Source organism: Nostoc sp. (assembly GCF_036919495.1).
Lineage (GTDB): Bacteria > Cyanobacteriota > Cyanobacteriia > Cyanobacteriales > Nostocaceae > Nostoc.
Genome location: NZ_JBALBZ010000013.1, coordinates 1 through 20,524, shown reverse-complemented (window position 1 = coordinate 20,524; position 20,524 = coordinate 1). Strand labels below are relative to the sequence as shown.

Below are 20,524 nucleotides of genomic sequence, written 5' to 3'. Positions count from 1 at the left end.
GGAGTAATCCCATGACTACATATCGCACAGTTTCGATCGATGGTTTAGATATCTTCTACCGTGAAGCTGGTTCTCGTAATAATCCGACGATTCTGTTATTGCACGGCTTTCCAACTTCCTCTCATATGTTCCGCAATCTCATACCTGCCCTGGCTGATAAATTCCATCTTGTTGCGCCTGACTACCCTGGTTACGGCAACAGTTCGATGCCAACTGTAAATGAATTTGATTACACGTTTGATCGCTTGGCTGAGATTGTGGAAAAATTCATTGCTGCGATCAATCTCAAAAAGTACAGCCTTTATGTGATGGATTATGGTGCACCGATAGGCTATCGGATTGCCGCTAAATATCCAGAGCGCGTGCAATCTCTGATTGTTCAAAATGGCAATGCTTACGAGGAAGGTCTGCGCGAATTCTGGGAACCAATTAAGGCATACTGGCAAGAGCGATCGCCTGAGAATGCTGAAAAGCTCAAATATCTTGTCACCCTGGAAGCGACGAAGTGGCAATATACCAACGGTGTTCGCAATCTAGAAGCGATCAGCCCCGATACCTGGACTATCGATCAACATTTCCTCGATCGCCCTGGCAACGGTGAAATTCAACTGGCACTGCTGTATAGCTATGGCAGCAATCCACCACTCTATCCCCAATGGCAAGAGTATTTCCGCAACTATCAACCTCCGACCCTGATTGTTTGGGGCAAGAACGACTACATCTTTCCTGCTGACGGTGCTTATCCCTACCAGGGTGACTTGAAAGACGTTGAGTTCCATCTACTCGATACCGGACATTTTGCCCTGGAAGAGGATGGGGATGCGATCGCAAACTATATCGATCAATTTCTCACATCACGACTGCAATCCGTTCTCGCCTGAGCGGCTGGAATCGTCAAAAAATGACCAAATAAAAAATACCTACCTTTGTAAGGGCTTTTATTGAAAAATTAAGGAGGATTGGTCATGGCAGCAATCGATACAGCACCCTTAGAAAACAGCCTGGGATTTCTAGCTTTAGGAGCTTATATTCTCACCTTAATGCCCACGAATCTCAGAATCATTTTTCCTCAAACTAAACAAGCGAACCTTCCCAAATGGCTGTTAAAATATCGACGACTTATCGGTATTCTGGCTTTCTGTTTGGCTTTGCTTCACGCTTTCCTCTTAGTGAAAAAGAGAGACATTGATTTTTTAGATCCCAATACCTATTGGATTTATATCCAAGGTGTATCTACCTTCATAATTTTTACCCTATTGGCAATTACTTCTAATGACTGGAGTGTCAAAAGACTGAAAAAAAATTGGAAGCGATTACATACCCTGACTTACTTAGCTATGTTCCTGCTCACTTGGCACGTTTGGGACAAAATGTTAGAGCATTGGAGCTATTTAACCCCGATTGGGCTAGTAGGGATTGTCACGACAACCCTTTTATTTCTGATGGGACGCTGGATTGAACATCGGAATAAACAACAAAAAGCGAAAGGAAAAGCGTTCTCATCTCAAATTCCAGAAAAAATTACTCTATAGTACCGCTAGTCTCCGACACCATTACGCAGTGGGTGCAAGTCAAATTATTCTCCCACTCGCACAAGGAATGTCCTGTTATGAGATCGAAACAAATTACCTGGAAATCTTCAGCACCATTGGCAATCAGCACCCTAACGATCTTGGTTGGTAGTAGCAGTTGTGCTAGCCTATTGTCTTCCTTCCGAAACGCTAGTGTTGCTACTATCTCTGTTACAACTACTAAACCCTTACGTTCTCTCCAAGGAAATTCAACTTGGGTTTACGCGATCGCAATCAGCCCTGATGGACGCTTCCTCGCCAGTGGCAGTTACGATAAAAAAATAAAAATTTGGGATCTGCCTAGTAACACCTTACTTTATACTTTAGAAGGACACGGCGATGCAGTGGTAAGCCTTGCCATCAGTCCAGATAGCAAGCTGCTCGCTAGTGGCAGTTGGGATAACCGGATAAAACTCTGGAATCTAGAGACGGGGCAACTGCTTCGGACCCTAGATGGCCATACAGATGATGTAGAAGCCGTTGCCATCAGCCCCAACGGAAAGTGGCTAGCTAGTTGTAGTGCTGACAAAACCATCCGCATCTGGAACATGCAGACTGGCGTACAAGTCCATCAGTTATTGGATGGAATGTGGGTAAGAACTGTTGCTTTTAGTCCGGATGGGCAGACCTTAGCTAGCGGCAATGAGAGTGGCACACTCAAAATTTGGCGAATCATGGATGGTGCTGTTCTACAAACTCTGAATGCTCATTCACAAGCCGTGCGCTCAGTGACTTTTAGCCCTGATGGACGGACTTTAGCGAGTGGCAGTGCTGATCGGACAGTCAAACTCTGGCAAATGCCCACTGGTAAATTGTTGCACTCCCTAATTGGACATGATGGAGTTGTGTGGTCAGTGGCTTTTAGTCCCGATGGCAAGAGATTAGCTAGTGGTAGCAATGATAGCACTATCAAGTTATGGGGGTTGCCTGAAGGCAAACTCTTGGAGAATTTGATCGGGCATGAGCGAGGCGTGCGGTCAGTAGTTTTCAGACCGCATGGGAACATGATAGCCAGCAGCAGTGCCGACAAAACCATCAAACTCTGGTCTCTTCCTAAAGAGTGACAAGAAGCTTTCACCAAACAAGATCAACTATTTCTGATTCTGTTGAACGATTTGAATTCAAAAGAGTAAACGCATGACCACTTATCGCACAGTATCGATCGATGGTTTAGATATCTTTTATCGTGAAGCTGGTTCTCGTGATCATCCGACGATTCTGCTATTGCACGGCTTTCCAACCTCGTCCCACATGTTCGGCAATTTAATTCTGGCGTTGGCAGATCAATTCCATCTGATTGCACCTGATTATCCTGGTTTTGGCTATAGTTCCATGCCAACGGTGGATGAGTTTGATTACACCTTCGATCGCCTTGCCGAAGTGATGGCAGGTTTTGTCGATGCGATCGGATTAAACCGCTATAGTCTTTATTTAATGGATTATGGCGCTCCGATTGGCTATCGATTGGCAATACAGTATCCAGAGCAGATTGAGACGCTGATTGTGCAAAATGGCAATGCCTACGAGGAGGGACTCGGTGATTTCTGGAAGCCCATGCGCGCTTTTTGGCAGAATAAGACACCCGAAAATGCCGATCGCGTGCGACAGGCTCTGACAAGCAAGAACCCTTTTCTAGCTTCTGGCAGTTGTTCATAACACGCTCTAGCGAATCCAAACCCACGACAAAAACCTAGTAACAGCTTAATTGTCTGCTATTTTGATTTTTCCATCCATCGCGACGAGATATGAGGAGATCAACATGACAACAACGAGCAATTCCGATTTTACTGCCCGCGAGGCACTACGCCTGCTCGGTCCCGATCCCGAAAACTGGGTGCCTGATCGCCCTGGCATCGATCACAATGTCACTATAATAGGTGGCAGCGGCAGCGGTAGCACCTTTGTATTTGCGCTACGACGTGCTGGGATCGGTGGTGTGACAGCGATCGATGCAGCCGATGACGAGGCTCATGCAGGCGTGTGGCTGACGCGAGCGCGGATGGAAAAGCTCCGAACGCCGAAAAATGTGCCTGGTCCAGAACTAGGCATCCCAGAATTATCCTTTCAAGCCTGGTACGAAGCGCGGCACGGTGCGGAAGCCTACGCGGCGATCGATCGCATTGGGCGAGTGACTTGGGCTGAGTACCTCAGTTGGTATCGACAATTCCTCGGTATCCAGGTTCGTTACCGAACGAAGTTAGTGCGGATTGAGCCAGCCGCAGGTTTCTTCCGCCTACACCTTGAGGGAAACGGTGTCCCGCAGGTAGAGACTACACGCAAAATTATCTTCGCCAATGGCGTGGCTGGCACTGGTGGTCCATACGTACCTTCAGTACTGGCTGACTTATCACGCACGCTATACGCACATACCGCTGATGCCATCGATTTTGAAGCACTGCGTGGTAAGACTGTGGCGGTGCTGGGTGCGGCGGCTTCAGCTTTCGATGCAGCAGGAGTGGCGCTGGAATCGGGAGCGAAGGCAGTACACCTGTTTTCACGACGATCGGCGATCGCATCTCTACCAGTAATTCGGATACGGGAATACCCTGGTGCTTACTGCAACTATCCCCAACTACCCGATGCAGCCCGTTGGTTCCAAGCTTGGCGCTTTCGTCAAGCAGGCTCCACGCCATCACGGAACGCGATTGAGCGAGCGATCGCCTTCCCGAACTTTCACATACACCTATCTGCACCTTGGAAATCGGCACGGGAAAAGGGTGATCGCATTGTCATCCAGGTGAATGATGATGTTTTCGAGTTTGATTTTGTGATCGCTGGCACTGGTTACTTCGTTGACCCAACAAAGCGTCCCGAACTAGCCGACTTTGCTCAGTACATTGCCCTCTGGCGCGATCGCTACGAGCCACCAGAAGACCTGCGCGACGACTATTTGGGAACGCACCCTTACTTCGGTAGCGCCCGCGAATACCTAGAAAAAGTACCTGGCACTGCCCCTTACCTGAAAGACATTCACGTATTTAATCCTGCTGGTTTCGTCAGCTTTGGCTTGCCAATTGGTGACATATTTAGCATCCGCCGCGACATACCTGCAATAGTATCGTGCATCAGTCACGACTTGTTCTTTGAGGACTGGGCGCATCATGAGGCACGTATCACAGGCGATATCGCCCCCGATTTTGAGAACTCGCTCTATGCTGCTGCGGTATGGAAAGAACCGATCGAGGCAGCGACCCGCTAGGTTGGCAACCTTTTCAACGTCACTTATATCGTGTCCGGTTAAAAACTTATCATTTAGACCGCAGGGGGCAGGGGGCAGGGGGAAAGAGGCTGTTAAATCAATTAATTTAACAGTGCCATCTCAACAGATTGTTTACTACTTATTAAAGGAGAATGTCATGGTTGCTCAAGTAAACTCGCAAGCAGCAAAAATTTTGGAAGTTGCGGATGATCCACGTCTTTCCAAAGGAGTAAAGGAATTTTTGAAAGTGCTGAATTCAGGGGGTGTGCCGTTGGAGAAACTCACTGCACCCGAAGCACGTCAAGTCCTTGTAGATGCACAGGCTTCTGTTTCAGTAGACCTTTCAGGCATTGAAGAGTCCCAAAAGACGATTACTGCTGATGGTTATTCAATTACCCTCAATATTGTACGACCTGAAGGGGTCAAAGGCACATTACCTGTTTTCATCTTTATTCATGGCGGCGGTTGGATACTCGGTGACTATCCAACACACAAGCGCATGGTTCGCGATCTGGTTGTGCTTTCAGGGTTTGCAGGTGTCTTTGTCAACTACACTCGCACGCCAGATGCTCAGTACCCACAGGCAATCAATGAGATTTATGCTGCGACCAAATGGGTTGCCGAGCATGGTGAGGAGATTGGGGTGGATGGCAAGAATTTGGCAGTGGTCGGCAACAGTGTTGGCGGAAATATGACAGCAGTCACTGCTTTGAAGGCGAAAGAAAACGGAGGACCACACATCAAGCTACAAATCATGATGTGGCCGATCGTCGATGCCGATTTTGAAACGAATTCTTATCATCAATTCGGCGACAAACGGTACCTAACCGTACCCACGATGAAGTGGATGTATGACCTGTACATCCCTGACCCAGAAAAGCGCAAAGACATTTACGCATCTCCCTTACAAGCGACGGTTGAGCAACTGAAAGGCTTGCCTCCAGCATTAATTGTGGTTGCAGAGAGCGATATTTTGCATGACGAAGGCACAGCCTACGGACGCAAGCTCGATGAAGCTGGGGTAGAGGTGACAACGGTGCAGTACAACGGCATGATTCATGACTTTGGACTGCTCAATGGTTTAGCCGAGCTGCCAGAAGTCCGCTCTCTGTTTGTTCAAGCTGCTGCCCAATTGAAGAAACATCTGCAATAGGATGCGATCGATGTTTTTGGGGGAGGGAAAAGACGCTCTTCCATCGCTTTGCTGCTTACCGAGTTAGCGTAGGGGAAAAGGGTAAAGCGGATGGCACTAAGTTAAGACACAGCCCTTGCCGTGACTGCTTCCCAGCCTCCAGGCTAGGAACTAATTCTGAGAGCCTCCGCCTCCAAAGGCTTGATGAGAGGCAGAGCCTCTCGAAATACATTCCCAGCCTGTAGGCTGGGAACGAGGTGAAACAAGACTTTCGGCTTATCTTAGTGCCATTCGGGTAAAGCGACTGTGCTTTGTGCAATCGCCTCATTAATCAATCCAAAGAGTCAACCCTATGCTCAAAGCAATTAAACACAACCGCCGTCGCTTTCTCTTAACGGCGGCAGGAAGCATTTTCACAGAAATGGCACTCATGGGTACTGCACACGCAAGCTTCGACAATCCCAAACGATCTGAATTGAGGTTTACTCCCATCAAGCAGATCAAAGCGGGTGTCCTCGACATCGGTTACTACGAAGCAGGACCAAGCGATGGATCTCCGGTGTTGCTGCTGCATGGGTTCCCGTATTCCATCGATAGCTACATTGACGTTGCACCAATGCTTGCTGCACGCGGATGTCGGGTGATTGTTCCCTACCTGCGGGGACATGGATCAACCCGTTTTCTTGACAGCGCCACACCACGCTCCGGGCAGCAAGCCGCCATCGGTGTCGATGCGATCGCCTTAATGGATGCATTGCAGCTGAACCGTGCTGTGCTTGCTGGCTATGACTGGGGTGGACGAGCTGCTTGTGTTGTTGCGGCTCTTTGGCCTGAACGATGCACAGGTCTGGTGTCCGTCAATAGCTACTTGATCCAGGATATTGCCAAGGCAAGGCTGCCACTTTCACCCGCGATCGAATCTGGTATCTGGTACCAATACTATTTCCAGACCGAGCGCGGACGCGCCGGACTGACGGCTAACAGACGTGAGATTGCAAGGATTCTCTGGACTCGCAATTCGCCGAACTGGCACTTTGACGAGGCAACGCTCGATCAACACGCCAGCGCCTTCGACAACCCCGATTATGTGGAGGTCGTCATTCATTCCTACCGCCATCGCCTTGGACTTGCTGCCGGCTATCCCATGTATGAGGAACTTGAGCAGCGACTCGCCGCGCAACCGACCATTACGGTGCCGACGATCACGCTGGACGGGGACGCAGATGGTGTTGTACCAGCAACCGATGGGAAATCGACGGCAGCGAAGTTTAGCGGCAAACGTCAGCATCGGGTCATTCCAAACGTCGGTCATAACCTGCCCCAGGAAGATCCTAAAGCATTCGTAACTGCGGTCTGGGAACTCGCATCAAAGAAACGTTAACGGCTTCTCTGGAGCGATAACCTTGCGCCGTTTCACCTTCAAATGGATCGTTATATTTAAACTACTCTCAGGTAATTACCTGCTATGAACAGCCACAGACCGAGCGCTAGGGACATTATCGGATCATCACCGTTGATTGCGATTGAAAACGAAGCACCACCCAAGCTGATTGTCGATCCACCGCTTCTCGAACCGCTAGCACACGGACGCGTCTTCATCCAGTACCGGACGGAGAATTTGCGTTTGTTGCCAGTGTTTGGCAAAGGTGCCCTCGAAGTATCGCCGCGCATCGGTCATATCCACATCACCGTTGACGACGCGCCGTGGCACTTTGTAGATTCCAGTGGGGAAACGATCATCCTGGTCGGACTAGAACCTGGCGTACACAAGGTGCTGATCGAACTAGCTGACCCCACGCACAAAGTAATCACTAGCGAAACTGTGGAGTTCACGCTGCCCGATCTTAAGAAATCATCATGATAAAAACTAGAGGGAAAAATCGCAGTTGTGAGGGGGGCATCTGGGGAAACGCTGCACATCGCGGGTGGTATTCATTGATCTGTATTAAACTGCTTTTGAGGTAATTTGGTCGGCACGCACTTACAGCAGAATTCAGAATCAGAAGTAAAACAGGGTTCATACCTGGCTTTGGGACTTAGTTTGTGTACTTTACCAACTTTAAATCTGCTGTAATTTTAATCCAACCATGCTGAGACGTTGGCGTACCACTCCGTGGAAGCAAGCTACGCAAAGCGTCTCCAAGAGTTGCCTCTCGGAACGAGAATCGCGATTCTACCGCTTACATACTATGAACAACCCTGAAAATTATCGACTACCCCTGCCGCCTTTTGATAATGAATCCGCTATCCAAAAAGTCAGAATAGCAGAGGATGCTTGGAACACACGTAACCCTGAACTAGTATCACTCGCTTACACGTCGGATAGCATTTGGCGCAACCGCTCAGAATTTCTATCTGGTCGTGAGGCGATCGTCGAGTTCTTAATATGTAAGTGGCTTAAAGAATTGGAATACCGTCTGATCAAAGAGCTTTGGGCTTTTCAAGACAACCGAATTGCTGTCCGGTTTGCTTACGAATGGCATGATGATGCTGGCAATTGGTTCCGTTCCTATGGCAATGAAAATTGGGAGTTTGACGAACACGGATTCATGCGATGGCGTATTGCCAGCATCAACGACCTGCCAATTCACCAGAGCGATCGCAAATACCACTGGATACTAGGTCGTCGTCCTGACAATCATCCCGGATTGTCAGACCTCAATCTTTGAAAAGCCTGTTTTAACTAGGCTGATGGCGCTAGCAATCTCTTCATACTTGCATTCAGCTTTTGAATCACTGGGAAAACGCTGCATATCGCGGGTGGTTTTTAAGAAGGAGAACGGTGAAAATCAACAAACAAGGAGAAAAACCATGAACATCAACAAGAATGACACCGCAGTAGTCGTCATCGATCCGCAAAACGATGTCTTGAGCGAAAAAGGGGTTTCCTGGGATTTGGTGGGTGAGAGTGTTAAGGATAACAAGACCATCGAAAACATTGAGCGAATCTTCAAAGCCGCGAAGCAGAATGAATTCGAGGTTTTTATCTCCCCTCACTATTACTACCCCACCGACTATAGTTGGAAATTTGCCGGAAACCTAGAGCAAATGATGCTTGAGGTTAAGGAGTTCGATCGCCGTGGTGCATTGAGCCTCGATGGATTCCTGGGATCGGGTGCTGACTGGCTCGATCGCTATAAGCCCTTCATTGAGGATGGCAAGACGATTGTCGCCAGTCCCCACAAAGTCTATGGGCCGCAAACCAACGACCTTGTTTTGCAACTGCGTAAACGCAACATCAGCAAAGTCATTCTACTGGGAATGTTGGCAAATCTTTGTGTTGAAGCTCACCTACGCGAATTGCTCGAGCAGGGATTCCAGGTCGTTGTCGTCAAGGATGCAACAGCTGCTCCTCGACATCCGCAACTGGGTGATGGCTATAAGGCAGCACTAATCAACTTTGGGTATATCGCCAATGCAGTCCTTTCTACAGATGAAGTTGTTGCAGCAATCGAGTAATGTCAAACTCATTAATCTTACAACACTTATGAAAACATCCGCGTTACTTCTTGCTCTGCCAATCAGTATCTTAGCTAATTTTTCCTTAAGAGCTTCTGCTGATTCTACTGCTAGCATCGTCCTGAGTACAAAATGCCAGGGTGGTTATAACATCAATATTTGGCGGAATTATACTTCAGGCGAACTGCTCTATCGCGCGACCAATCCCAACGGTAATTTAAGTTTGGGTAAAGGAACTACCAAAGCGACAGAAGGTGTTCGAGTGTATAAGTTTCGGAATGGAATTTATGAATATTGGGTGTGGGATGGCACGTTGGATAACCCGCAGTCTGGAACTTTAGAGGTGTATAAAAACAACCGTATCTTGATGAAGCAAGCTTGTAGAAAAAGTTGAATCTTCTAGTGGGTGTTAGCACTTTTTGGAAACCCAGCTAGTAGTCTGTCAAATTCATTTTGACGGTTAAAGAGACGCGATTTATCGCGTCTCTACTCTTAATTTATCCATCAATTATTTATTGACACAGTACTAGGGCAAATACGTTATCGCTAAAAGCCTCTTAGTCAGCCAGTTTTTCTGAAATTCATAACACCTTCTAGAAATCGTATTCACCTGATCAAACCCAAAGGATATGGAAGTGGACACTCAACACTATGACGATATTATTATCGGCGGCGGCAAAGCGGGTAAAACACTTGCACCAGCGCTGGTTGCTGACGGACGTAAAACTGCTCTGGTTGAACGCAGTTTAAATATGATTGGTGGTGGGTGCATTAATACTGCCTGCATTCCTACTAAAACTATGGTAGCGAGTGCCAATGTGGCAAACACAGTGCGAAACAGTGCTGCTTATGGTGTTAAAACCAATACACCCACCGTTAATTTAGCAGAGGTGATCCAACGAAAACGATCGGTTGTGCAATCTGCCCGTGAAATGAACTTGCACAATTTAGAAACGGCTCTGGATAACAACTTGATTATTGGCGAAGCAAAGTTTGTTGCGTCCAAAACGATCGCAGTCACGACGACTGAGGGGAACAATCGCTTACTTACCGCCGAACGCTTATTTATTAATACAGGCACACGACCGTTAATTCCATCCATACCTGGACTCACAGAAGTTGAGTTTTTGACAAGTGAGTCGATTATGGAGCTAGAATATTTGCCTGAACACCTGATCGTTCTTGGTAGTGGCTATATTGGTTTGGAGTTTGCCCAGATGTTTCGGCGCTTTGGCTCTGGCGTTACTGTCATTGGGCAAAGTGAGCAAATCCTGTCACAGCAAGATCCAGATATAGCGATCGCAGTTCAAACATTACTGGAACAAGATGGTATTGAATTCTTGCTGAAGGCGAAGGTGTTAAGGGTTGATCGCACTGGTAATGAAACCATCCTGCAAATCCAAGTTGCCGATCGTGAAATCACCCTCCAAGGGTCGCATTTGCTCGTCGCCGTTGGTCGTGCGCCCAATACCGATAGCTTAAATTTAGCTGCTGCGGGTGTGGCAACCGATACACGCGGATTTATTCAAGTTAACGATCGCCTGGAGACGAACATTCCGGGGATTTGGGCGTTAGGCGATATTAATGGCGGACCGCAATACACCCATATATCGCTCGATGATTATCGCATTATCAAAGCTAATTTAATTGATGGGGGCAACCGTAGTACACTGGATCGATTGGTTCCATCCTGTCTGTTCATCGATCCAGAACTGGCTCATGTGGGTTTGACTGAAACTGAAGCACAGCAACAAGGATATACAATCCGCGTAGCGAAGGTGGATGCGTCAGCCGTTCCTAGAGCAAGAACGCTCGGTCAAACCGATGGACTGCTAAAGGCGATCGTGGATACAGATACAGGTCGTATTCTAGGGTGTTCCCTGTTGTGTCATGAAGCAGGTGAAGTGATTTCAACAGTGCAGATGGTGATGCAAGCTCAGATGCCCTACACCGTTCTGCGCGATGGTATTTTGACTCATCCCACGATGACTGAAGGGTTAAATATATTGTTTTCCAAGTTGTAAGCATACAGCAATTGCAGACCCAAGGACTTACCAAATAAACGACATTTCATTCTTGAAGATCAAGTAGATATAGCATGATTAGTAAAATATCTAAAGTCGGTATTATTGGTGCAGGTAATGTAGGTGCAGACGTTGCAAATGCTTTAGTTTTACTCGGTAGATGTGTAAGGGTTGTCCTTTTTGACCGAACCTTATCAAAAGCTGAAGGGCAAGTATGGGATATCGAAGACAGCATTCCCCTGCTTAAAGAGATGGAGATTATACCATCAAATCAGTATGAAGACCTAGCTGATTCAGATATCATTATTGTGACTGCTGGGGTGCAGCCGAAACTTGGACAGACGCGATTAGATACATTGAGCGATAATGCAGAGATTATACGTTCGACAATCAAAGAATTGGATCGAGTTGCACCGAATTCAATCGTAATTATCATTAGCAATCCAGTGGATGTACTAACGCGGATTGCTCAAGCTACTTCCACCAGAGCAGAAAACCTAATTTTCGGTTCGGGAACCGTTCTTGATACTGCTAGACTGAGATATCAACTTGGAAAGCAACTGAATGTTGCCAAACAAGACATTCATGCTTATGTGATTGGAGAGCATGGAGATAGTCAATTTGTCGTTTGGTCTAGTGCATTTATTGGGGGAATTCTGTTAACTGAATTTCCCATACCACAAGGAACAACGCTAGAACAAATTCAGCAAGAGTACGCGCAGTTAACTCGTAAACGAGGCTATAACATTTTTGAACGCAAAGGAAATACAAGCTATGGTATATCAACAGTAGTTTGTCAGTTAGTTGATACCATCCTGCGAGATGAAAAGCAGATATTTCCAGTATCGGCTAGAGCAGATTCTAACTATGGAGTTGGCAGTGAAGTTGTTCTTGGACTTCCATGTATCATTGGCTCAACAGGTATTGAGCGCCAACTGCTGTTATCAAGAAATGCTCTTGAACAACGTTTATTAGAAGAATCAGCCAACAAACTCAATGAAGCCCATAATTCTTTGCATAATTAAAATAAATTGGGTGCGGCTATGGTTGAAAATACAGTATCTTGAACAATACCTTTGCCATCAAGTAGAACAACACAATACATGAGTTTGTGACTTAAAGGAATTGTTTGCCGCAACGGCAAGCTTTTACTTTAAGTCACAGAGTTACCCGTATGGATTAGCGCTGGCCTCCGGTAGCGAGCAGTTGTTCGCCGGTGAGCCAGCCAGCATCGTCTGATGCCAGGAAAACGGCAATAGAGGCAATGTCTCCGGGTCGTCCCGCGCGACCAAGCGGTGTCTGAGCAATGAATGCCTTCTCGAAGTCAGAGCCGATGTAGCCAGCACTTACTGAACCCTCGGTTTCGACGATGCCGGGGTTAAGAGAGTTGACGCGGATCTGCCTCGGTCCGAGTTCCCTTGCGAGTACACCCGTGATGGCATCAACAGCGCCCTTGGTGCCGGTATAAATCACACTGTTTGGAGGTGTAATACGGCTGACGCCAGAGCCGATGTTGATGATGCTGGCACCTTCGCCCAGGTGCTTGACGGCTGCCTGCGTTACGAGCAGAAGACCAAGTACGTTAATGTTGAATATCTTATGGAACTTGTCTTCGGTGATGTCCTCGATCGGAGCGAACTCGTAGACGCCAGAGTTATTGACGAGGATATCGAGATGTCCGTAGTGCTTGATGGCGGCGTCAATGATGCCCTGTGCCTCAGCAGCCTTGGAGACATCACCACCCACGGCGACAGCCTTGCCACCGGCTGCGGTGATCTCACTGACCGTTTTGTCAGCACCAGATTTGCTAGAGGCGTAGTTGACGACGACGGCCGCGCCTTCGGCGGCGAGTGATTTGGCGATCGCAGCACCGATGCCCTTAGATGCGCCTGTAACGACTGCTACCTTACCTGTGAGCTTGCTCATAGTCTTAATATCCTCAAATTAGTAAATTGCTTCTGCTTAGGTTGGCGACTTTGATAAGCAAATGTTGCTTATGCTCATTCTTTAGCGATCGCTCCATGCAGACCACTCAAGTTTTCTGATTTAAAACGCAATTTAATCGTGATGCATTGGAGGCAAGCAGCTGGAAGTGATTCGGGGACGGTTAAACCGATTTTCTTAATTGAGATGATTTGCTGATGCATTTGTATCAACAAAACCTTCGGCATCAGAACAACGCACGGTACTATTGAGGGGAAGACTCATGCTGCTCTTTTGCACCATCAGCTTACCTATGTATTCCAATGCGTCAAAATCTGGACGGGGGCGACCTGCTGCTGGGCGAGTGCGAGGGATCATCCTATCACCCCTGGGGTGGCAGCGGTTTCAAACGGCAAAACAGCAGGCGGAAACAAACGAAACCTGGGGGAAGCACTTCACCCAGGAAGATCTCAGCGATCGCACCGGACTCTCCCTCAATACCCTCATCCGAATTTTCAAGCGCGAACTGGGGGTTGATCGCCAGTCGTTGGAGCATCTCTTCCAAGCCTTTGGGTTGGCATTAGCAAAAGCAGATTTTACATCCCCTGTTGCACTAAATGAAACGTCCCAAACCCGATGGGCAAATTTCCAACAGGACTGGGACACTGCGGTGGATGCCTCGGTATTTTATGGGCGCGAGGCAGAACTGGCGCAAATGTGGCAGTGGGTCGTGTCTGAGCGCTGTCGCGTGGTTGGGGTGTTGGGCATTGGGGGCATTGGTAAAAGTACGATTGTGGTCAAAGCGGCGCTGCAAATGCAGATGGAATTTGAGAGCGTGGTGTGGCGATCGCTCGCCAACGCGCCACCACTAGATGAACTTCTAGCGAGCGTATTAAAATTTCTCATGCCTCTCCAGGGAGAAGATCCCGTCCTTCCCACCACGCTCAGTGAAAAGCTCTCGAAATTGATGCAGTCTCTGCGATCGCGTCGGTGTTTATTGATGCTGGATAATGCTGAAATCATTTTGCACAGTGAGCAGGTCGGGCAGTGGCGATCGGGCTATGAAGGCTATGGACAGTTGCTCAGAACCATTGGCGAAACGCCGCACCTAAGTTGTTTATTGCTCACCAGTCGAGAAAAGCCACGAGAAATGGCGCTGATGGAAGGCGAACATACGCTGGTGCGATCGCTGACATTGAGTGGACTGACACCCGCCGATGGACGTGCCATCTTTCGCCAAAAAGGAGCATTCACAGGTTCAGAAGCCGAATGGCAGAACTTGATCCATTACTATGGGGGTAATCCTCTAGCACTGAAGTTGGTGGCAGCCGCAACTCAGGACTTGTTTAACAGCAGCGTTACAGAGTTGTTAACGTATCTCGATCAGGGGATTCCGGTGTTTGCCGACATCCGCGATCTGCTGGAGCGTCAGTTCAATCGCTTACCCCAGAATGAACAGCAGGTGATGTTCTGGCTGGCAATTTGTCGAGAGGCAGTCTCGATCGCAGATATACAAGACAATGTAATTGATCCTGCTTGCCAAAAAGCTGTACCCAATCTGATCAACGCGCTGCTTCGGCGATCTCTCATCGAAAAAATGGATGGGTTATTCTTCTTGCAGCCAGTCGTGATGGAATATGTCACAGAACGATTTGTGCAGCAAGTTTGTGCCGAGTTCGAGACTGCTCAAATTAACTTTTTGCGAACCCATACCTTGATTCGAGTGCAGGCGAAAGATTATGTGCGAGAAATTCAAGCTCGATTAATTGTGCAACCCGTGATGGAGCGGCTTCTGTCTCGCTTTGGCAGTGTGGCAGCAATCGCGACGCAGGCACGGCAATTATTGACACAACAGCGAAAAAAGCCAGGTTACGTTGCAGGCAATCTGATCAACCTGTTGGTGCAGCTTCAGGTGGATTTGCGCGGCTCAGATTTTTCTGATCTCGTCGTGCAGCAAGCCGACTTACGGCAAGTTGATTTAGCTGGGGTCAATTTTCAGAATGCCAATTTAGCCAAATCCGTCTTTTCAGAAACACTCAGTCTTGCCATGTCCATCGACCTGAGTCCAGACGGTCAAGCGATCGCAGTGGGGGATTCCAGCGGCAGAATCTATCTCTGGAACATCACCACAACCCAACTCTTCACCACCTTTGCCGGTCACACAGGCTGGGTCTGGTCGGTAGCCTTTAGTCCAGATGGGAAAATGTTAGCCAGCAGCAGTACTGATGGTTCGGTACGCTTGTGGGATGTGCAGAACGGGCGCTGCTTGCAGGTGCTTACAGAGCATACAGACTGTGTTTGGTCAGTGAGTTTTAGTCCCGATGGTCAGCAACTAGCGAGCAGTAGTGAAGACAAAACCGTGCGCTTGTGGAATTTGCAAGGCCAGTGCCTTCGTGTCTTGCAGGGGCACACCCAGAGTGTTTACGCCGTCCACTTCGCACCCGATCAGCCAACCCTAGCCAGTAGCAGTCACGATACAACCATTCGGATCTGGGATGTGCGCGATGGAAATTGCTTGAGTGTTTTACAAGGGCATACCAGCGGCGTTCAAAGTGTGCAATATAGCCCGGATGGTCAACTGCTAGCGAGCGGTAGCCGCGATGGATCGATTCGACTGTGGAGCCGCCATCGCTCTCACGATCGACCGTCAAAGCCCAGTTTCATCAATACTAGTGTCAAGCTACTGCGGGGACACACCGATTGGGTTTGGGATCTCGCCTTTAGCCCGAATGGTTGTTGGTTAGCCAGTGCCAGTCGCGATGGCACTCTGCGCCTGTGGAGTGTCCAGGACGAGCAAGCTATCCATGTACTCGACAGTCACATGCACGATGTTCACGGGCTTGTCATCAGTGCCGACGGTCAATGGTTAATCAGTGCCGGTCAAGATCATACAGTGCGGCTATGGGATTTGCAGAGTGGGCAAAACCTCAAAACGTTGCGGGGCTATACGGGTGGCATTCAATCCCTGAGTCTGAGTGCAGATGGTCAAAGGCTTGCCAGTAGCTGTCAGAATGAAACAATCCATCTGTGGCAGTTGCAATTGGATGATGATCTGGCACCGCTTCACCGCTACAAAACGTTTTCCAGCCCGACCCGTTGGATTTCGTCATTAACTAATTTAAGCTTTAGTCCCGATGGTCAAACGCTGGCAAGCAGTCGGCATGATGACTCGATCGCCATGTGGCATATCCAAACCGGGCAGCTTGACCAGTGGTCAGCGCATAGCGCGGCGATCTGGACAGTGCTGTTTAGTCCAGATGGGAAAATTTTGGCCAGCAGCAGTGAAGATAGCACCATACAACTGTGGGATGTGCAGACGCATCATTGTTTGCGGGTGTTACGCGGACATGAGAGCGGTCTTCGTGCGATCGCGTTTGATCCGAGCGGTCAATGGTTAGCCAGTGGCAGCTACGATATCACCATACGCCTGTGGAATGTGCAAACCGGAGCGTGCCTGAGAATCTTGCAGGGGCATACGAACGCCGTCTTCACAGTGGCGTTTGCTCCCAGTGGTCAACAACTGGCAAGTGGCAGTCATGACCAAACGATTCGCGTGTGGGACGTACAAACCGGGGCATGCTTGCAGACTTTGCGGGGGCATACGGGAGCCGTGTGGACGCTTGCCATAAGTCCCGATGGTCAAACCCTGGCAAGCGGCAGTAACGATCAAACCATCCGCCTGTGGGATCTGCAAACGGGGCATTGCCTCCACAGCTTGGGCGAACACACCAGTTGGGTCAAATCAGTAATATTCAGTTCCGATAGCCAAATCTTATTTAGTGGTAGTGATGATCGCACCATTAAACTCTGGGACGTGCAGACTGGACGCTGTATCAGCACACTGACGGTCGATCGCCTGTATGAAGGCATGAAGATTCAAGGCGCAACCGGGCTAACAGTGGCTCAAAGAAGCACTCTTAAAGACTTAGGGGCGATTGAGCATTAATATCCTCATCGGGAGCAAAATACTACCGAAACCTAAGATTCAGCACCTTCTCTTTTGATCGATCGCTTCTAACAATCGATCAAATGTGTTGAGCGATCGCGCCATTTCTTCACTCAAAAGTTGGTCAATGCATTCATCCAAAGCAATCCCTTGCAATACCCTTGCTAGAGGCGTTTCAGCACTTTCATCATCAGTAAAACTGGTGAGTAGTAGAGAAACCTCACGATACCTTTCTAAGGTTAATGGCGATAGCAGCATAACGGTTTCAGGAACTACTAGAGCTTGAAGATAACGCCATGCCGATTCCGGCGAAACATCTGTGCAATCCCACACCAGACGCAGTGGTTTTGCCCCTCCAGGGAGCGAACGCTGGCGTTCACTTCGGCAGAGGTTTCGATAGTGCTGGTACAAAAGCTTGGCTTGCATCACGCCAAAAGATATCTCTGAGTTAGGGATGAATGGAGCAATTACTGCATCTAAACGACCAATAGCAACACTGACGAAACAAACAACCTCATTCACCGATTCTCCTTGCCCCATCAATCTCTCCAGCCCTCTGAGATAACTATCAAATATCTGCTCATACACGCTTGGAGAAAATACCAATGTTGCATTCACATTGATCCGATCACTAATCAATTGTGTAATCACTGGCAACATCAATTGCGTGGCTGGGATTTCCACCAACAAATTACTCCATCCGATTGACTGCCAGATGTTTTGAGCTGCGGCGATCGCGGTTGCAGCCTCAAACAGCGTGTCAGGTGGCAGATTAACCTGAGTATAGCCATCTCGGCCTTGTGTTTGCACATGCGTTTCCTTCAGCAAGTCAGCCGCTAATTGTATATCTCGCACAATTAAGTAGTCATAGGCCGCTCTCGCACTCCGACTCATCCCTTGCTGCGCCAATGTACTGAAGTCGCGATCATACTCATGTTCCTGAATTGCTGCTTGTAAGCTTTGGAAATTTGATCGGACACCTCTCAAAGTATCCTTATCAATGTACTGCTGCAATTCACCACGACTAATCCAGCCTCGCTCAAATCCATCCAGCCAGACCGATTGTCCATAGCGACGGAGTGATTGCAACAGATTCATAGCTCACGTATCACGATTCAAACGTCCACTGAACTAGTCTGCAAAACTGCCTCAAGTTTCACCACTCAATATCTGCCAGTTAAAGCCCAATTTAAGTAAAGGATAGCCCAACGAGAGATCCCCAACATCGTCACCGAAGAGGCGGAGGGGCAGGGAGCTTTCTAGCAGGGGGAGCAATTCCTGTCCCGAAGCCGTGGAATGAAGGGGGGAACATGGGTATGTTCGCAGAGCGTCTCTTAAGAGTTGCCCCGCGATAAAGGGCGCTCTTACTGGGGCGGAGTACAAACGTAAAGCTCAGTTTTCCCCCTTGCTAGAAAGCCCCCTGCTCCCCTGCTTCTTTTGACTCTCCCATTCATTGCTAGCATTGCATTTATGATCCAGTACCTAAAGCCACATTGTTGTAGCATTTATTTCCGGTAGCAGGCATCTTCCACAGTGATAGGATGTCGAATATGGGCGAATTGTACCTTTTGAGTTGTCGTTGTGAGAGACAATAACTCTACTACGGAGTCTTCTCGCTAAAATTAGGTTTTTATTGAGAATGAACAACGAACGAATAAGGTTTAGAAAAAACGAGAGCATAGACGCAAAGCGGCTTGTCGTCAGACATCGCTCTCGCAAATGTTAAGAAAGATCCGGGTAATGGATAGCTTTGGAAGCAGGGGAGACGCTTTAGCGCAACGAGCGTCACAGCCCTTGGCAGACATCACTCCCATACTTTCCTCCCTTGAATAGAGGAGCGATCGCCCTCTTCATTAATCATCAGTTTGGCTTGACGAACCGTATTGTCATGCGATCGCTCTCCCCAATGGCGAGGAAGCGTTGCCTATCCTTTTCACCTTGGCTCAAGGTTGGAGGTAGTGTCCAAACTCCGCCCGGATAGTCCTTGGTATCTTTTGGGTTAGCGTTAATCTCTGATTTGCCCACCAATTTGAAGCCGGCTTTCTGCACAGCAGCAATTACCCCATCTTCTGACATATAGCCCGTTTTAATACTCTCTTGTAAAGAAATGTCTGGTTTGCCACGGTGTTCTTCCACCCCTAAAATGCCCCCTGGCTTGAGTGCTTTGTAAGCCGCAGCATAAACTTGCTCGGCATAGCCAGCTTTGACCCAGTTGTGAATATTACGGAAGGTAACAACCATGTCCACGGAGTTGTCTGGGGCTAAGGTAAGTTCATTTGGGGGATTGATTTGGGCTACTTTGACCTTACCAAAAACTTCTGGATGAGCTGCTAGTTTCTCTTGGAAAGCCAAAGCGGGTTTACTCGTGCTAGGAGCAAAGTTAGTAACTATGAGTTGCCCCTTTGCCGCTAGAAATGGGGCTAATATCTCGGTATACCACCCGCCCCCTGGCCACAATTCAACCACAGTCATATTTGGGCGCAGACCGAAGAATTTGAGGGTCTGGGCTGGGTGGCGGTACTTGTCTCGGTCACGATTTGCAACGGAGCGATGACTGCTGGTGAGTATAGTTTGGAGCGTGGTTGTGCTATCGAATGTCGCTTTTTCGCTCTCGTTAGCTAGAACAGCTGGGGACATTACGGATGCCAACACAAGGATTGCTACAGTCATAGCTTTCAGTAAGCCAAGGCGGAGGGTAGGATTTTGTACAAATTTCATAGCTGTTGTTTTTACTTTCGACTTCAGCATAAGGGTTAATAGCCCCTTAAAATAGGGTATATCGCATCTGTTAACTTTCTAAAATTACTGCCAAAAAATAACCCCCAGTTGGAGGCATTTATTATTTTTCATGAGTATAAATAAATATTCCTCGAAAACTTATTAATCATGAGAAGTTTTCTTTCTATACCTGGAGGTATTGACAAAATTTACTCGCTTTTATACTTTCCTCGCTTAAATTATGTGATCTTGTATTCAAGTGACCTAACAGTGCGTCTCGTATAGAGGAAAAGATAGCGATCGCAGTAGTTCATAAGAAAACTCAAGCGATAAAATGATCGAAAGCGAAGGCGATCGCTCCAGAAAGTCTATGTCTTACAAATTATCTCTTTGGGCACGGTGACGCCTATACCAGCCACGCATCGGAGAGGGGCGCGGTTCGCTGCGTGGCTTTGGTTAGCGGGACTTAAACAAAATATAAGGAAAAAATAGAGTATAATGCTTTACTAGCATAGCTTTCACGTTGAAGTAACACCTAATGAAAGAAACAAC

18 protein-coding genes are annotated in these 20,524 nt (G+C 48.1%); 14 read left to right on the top strand and 4 right to left on the bottom strand.

All coding sequences use genetic code 11. The features are described from left to right. The first annotated feature begins 11 nt into the window (after window positions 1-11). From V7K25_RS01260 to V7K25_RS01200, 13 genes are all read left to right on the top strand, one after another. Window positions 12-881: an alpha/beta fold hydrolase gene (locus V7K25_RS01260; RefSeq protein ID WP_334791993.1), complete on the top strand. Its 870-nt coding sequence runs from the start codon at window positions 12-14 to the stop codon at window positions 879-881. An 84-nt stretch (window positions 882-965) separates the two neighbouring features. Continuing rightward, window positions 966-1,532, top strand: a complete 567-nt coding sequence (locus V7K25_RS01255) for a ferric reductase-like transmembrane domain-containing protein (RefSeq protein ID WP_335154361.1) — start codon at window positions 966-968, stop codon at window positions 1,530-1,532. A 77-nt stretch (window positions 1,533-1,609) separates the two neighbouring features. Further along, entirely contained in the window at window positions 1,610-2,635 is a 1,026-nt protein-coding gene (locus tag V7K25_RS01250; protein ID WP_334791990.1) for a WD40 repeat domain-containing protein, read from the top strand. A gap of 73 nt (window positions 2,636-2,708) precedes the next feature. Then, entirely contained in the window at window positions 2,709-3,227 is a 519-nt protein-coding gene (locus V7K25_RS01245) for an alpha/beta fold hydrolase (protein WP_335154360.1), read from the top strand. Between the two features lie 103 nt (window positions 3,228-3,330). Then, complete coding sequence (locus V7K25_RS01240) at window positions 3,331-4,770, top strand: FAD-dependent oxidoreductase (RefSeq protein WP_335154358.1); 1,440 nt, start codon at window positions 3,331-3,333, stop codon at window positions 4,768-4,770. Between the two features lie 157 nt (window positions 4,771-4,927). After that, on the top strand, window positions 4,928-5,923 hold the full coding sequence (locus V7K25_RS01235) for an alpha/beta hydrolase (RefSeq protein ID WP_335154356.1): 996 nt from the start codon (window positions 4,928-4,930) through the stop codon (window positions 5,921-5,923). Window positions 5,924-6,254: 331 nt separating this feature from the next. Beyond that, window positions 6,255-7,283: an alpha/beta fold hydrolase gene (locus V7K25_RS01230; protein WP_335154354.1), complete on the top strand. Its 1,029-nt coding sequence runs from the start codon at window positions 6,255-6,257 to the stop codon at window positions 7,281-7,283. Window positions 7,284-7,367: 84 nt separating this feature from the next. Further along, window positions 7,368-7,763 carry a DUF6130 family protein gene (locus V7K25_RS01225; RefSeq protein WP_335154352.1) on the top strand — a complete coding sequence of 132 codons (396 nt, stop codon included), beginning with the start codon at window positions 7,368-7,370 and terminating at the stop codon, window positions 7,761-7,763. A 226-nt stretch (window positions 7,764-7,989) separates the two neighbouring features. After that, complete coding sequence (locus tag V7K25_RS01220) at window positions 7,990-8,571, top strand: nuclear transport factor 2 family protein (RefSeq protein WP_335154350.1); 582 nt, start codon at window positions 7,990-7,992, stop codon at window positions 8,569-8,571. 142 nt (window positions 8,572-8,713) lie between these two features. Continuing rightward, the gene (locus tag V7K25_RS01215) at window positions 8,714-9,361 is read left to right on the top strand and encodes a cysteine hydrolase (RefSeq protein WP_292794519.1); all 648 of its coding nucleotides are present in this window, start codon (window positions 8,714-8,716) and stop codon (window positions 9,359-9,361) included. Between the two features lie 28 nt (window positions 9,362-9,389). Beyond that, complete coding sequence (locus V7K25_RS01210; protein ID WP_334791980.1) at window positions 9,390-9,755, top strand: hypothetical protein; 366 nt, start codon at window positions 9,390-9,392, stop codon at window positions 9,753-9,755. A gap of 235 nt (window positions 9,756-9,990) precedes the next feature. Next, window positions 9,991-11,385 (top strand): mercuric reductase, encoded by a 1,395-nt coding sequence (locus V7K25_RS01205; RefSeq protein WP_335154348.1) that lies wholly within the window; start codon window positions 9,991-9,993, stop codon window positions 11,383-11,385. A gap of 74 nt (window positions 11,386-11,459) precedes the next feature. Further along, a complete protein-coding gene (locus V7K25_RS01200; protein WP_335154346.1) occupies window positions 11,460-12,410 on the top strand; it encodes an L-lactate dehydrogenase in 951 nt (316 codons plus the stop codon). A gap of 154 nt (window positions 12,411-12,564) precedes the next feature. On the opposite strand, the gene V7K25_RS01195 is transcribed toward V7K25_RS01200, so the two are convergent. Both V7K25_RS01195 and V7K25_RS01190 read right to left on the bottom strand, forming a co-directional pair. Continuing rightward, on the bottom strand, window positions 12,565-13,311 hold the full coding sequence (locus tag V7K25_RS01195; RefSeq protein ID WP_335154344.1) for an SDR family NAD(P)-dependent oxidoreductase: 747 nt from the start codon (window positions 13,309-13,311) through the stop codon (window positions 12,565-12,567). A 74-nt stretch (window positions 13,312-13,385) separates the two neighbouring features. Beyond that, complete coding sequence (locus tag V7K25_RS01190) at window positions 13,386-13,532, bottom strand: hypothetical protein (RefSeq protein WP_292794508.1); 147 nt, start codon at window positions 13,530-13,532, stop codon at window positions 13,386-13,388. A 59-nt stretch (window positions 13,533-13,591) separates the two neighbouring features. On the opposite strand from V7K25_RS01190, the gene V7K25_RS01185 reads away from it, so the two are divergent. Then, the gene (locus tag V7K25_RS01185; RefSeq protein WP_335154342.1) at window positions 13,592-17,254 is read left to right on the top strand and encodes an NB-ARC domain-containing protein; all 3,663 of its coding nucleotides are present in this window, start codon (window positions 13,592-13,594) and stop codon (window positions 17,252-17,254) included. 39 nt (window positions 17,255-17,293) lie between these two features. On the opposite strand, the gene V7K25_RS01180 is transcribed toward V7K25_RS01185, so the two are convergent. Together V7K25_RS01180 and V7K25_RS01175 are read right to left on the bottom strand one after the other, a co-directional pair. After that, window positions 17,294-18,352 carry a transaldolase family protein gene (locus V7K25_RS01180; protein WP_335154340.1) on the bottom strand — a complete coding sequence of 353 codons (1,059 nt, stop codon included), beginning with the start codon at window positions 18,350-18,352 and terminating at the stop codon, window positions 17,294-17,296. 762 nt (window positions 18,353-19,114) lie between these two features. Then, window positions 19,115-19,972, bottom strand: a complete 858-nt coding sequence (locus V7K25_RS01175) for a class I SAM-dependent methyltransferase (protein ID WP_335154338.1) — start codon at window positions 19,970-19,972, stop codon at window positions 19,115-19,117. Between the last annotated feature and the right edge of the window lie 552 nt (window positions 19,973-20,524).

Coding starts and splice junctions, on each gene's coding strand:
- V7K25_RS01260 (WP_334791993.1), top strand. CDS start 12: ATGACTACATATCGCACAGTTTCGATCGATGGTTTAGATATCTTCTAC.
- V7K25_RS01255 (WP_335154361.1), top strand. CDS start 966: ATGGCAGCAATCGATACAGCACCCTTAGAAAACAGCCTGGGATTTCTA.
- V7K25_RS01250 (WP_334791990.1), top strand. CDS start 1,610: ATGAGATCGAAACAAATTACCTGGAAATCTTCAGCACCATTGGCAATC.
- V7K25_RS01245 (WP_335154360.1), top strand. CDS start 2,709: ATGACCACTTATCGCACAGTATCGATCGATGGTTTAGATATCTTTTAT.
- V7K25_RS01240 (WP_335154358.1), top strand. CDS start 3,331: ATGACAACAACGAGCAATTCCGATTTTACTGCCCGCGAGGCACTACGC.
- V7K25_RS01235 (WP_335154356.1), top strand. CDS start 4,928: ATGGTTGCTCAAGTAAACTCGCAAGCAGCAAAAATTTTGGAAGTTGCG.
- V7K25_RS01230 (WP_335154354.1), top strand. CDS start 6,255: ATGCTCAAAGCAATTAAACACAACCGCCGTCGCTTTCTCTTAACGGCG.
- V7K25_RS01225 (WP_335154352.1), top strand. CDS start 7,368: ATGAACAGCCACAGACCGAGCGCTAGGGACATTATCGGATCATCACCG.
- V7K25_RS01220 (WP_335154350.1), top strand. CDS start 7,990: ATGCTGAGACGTTGGCGTACCACTCCGTGGAAGCAAGCTACGCAAAGC.
- V7K25_RS01215 (WP_292794519.1), top strand. CDS start 8,714: ATGAACATCAACAAGAATGACACCGCAGTAGTCGTCATCGATCCGCAA.
- V7K25_RS01210 (WP_334791980.1), top strand. CDS start 9,390: ATGAAAACATCCGCGTTACTTCTTGCTCTGCCAATCAGTATCTTAGCT.
- V7K25_RS01205 (WP_335154348.1), top strand. CDS start 9,991: ATGGAAGTGGACACTCAACACTATGACGATATTATTATCGGCGGCGGC.
- V7K25_RS01200 (WP_335154346.1), top strand. CDS start 11,460: ATGATTAGTAAAATATCTAAAGTCGGTATTATTGGTGCAGGTAATGTA.
- V7K25_RS01195 (WP_335154344.1), bottom strand. CDS start 13,311: ATGAGCAAGCTCACAGGTAAGGTAGCAGTCGTTACAGGCGCATCTAAG.
- V7K25_RS01190 (WP_292794508.1), bottom strand. CDS start 13,532: ATGCATCAGCAAATCATCTCAATTAAGAAAATCGGTTTAACCGTCCCC.
- V7K25_RS01185 (WP_335154342.1), top strand. CDS start 13,592: ATGCTGCTCTTTTGCACCATCAGCTTACCTATGTATTCCAATGCGTCA.
- V7K25_RS01180 (WP_335154340.1), bottom strand. CDS start 18,352: ATGAATCTGTTGCAATCACTCCGTCGCTATGGACAATCGGTCTGGCTG.
- V7K25_RS01175 (WP_335154338.1), bottom strand. CDS start 19,972: ATGAAATTTGTACAAAATCCTACCCTCCGCCTTGGCTTACTGAAAGCT.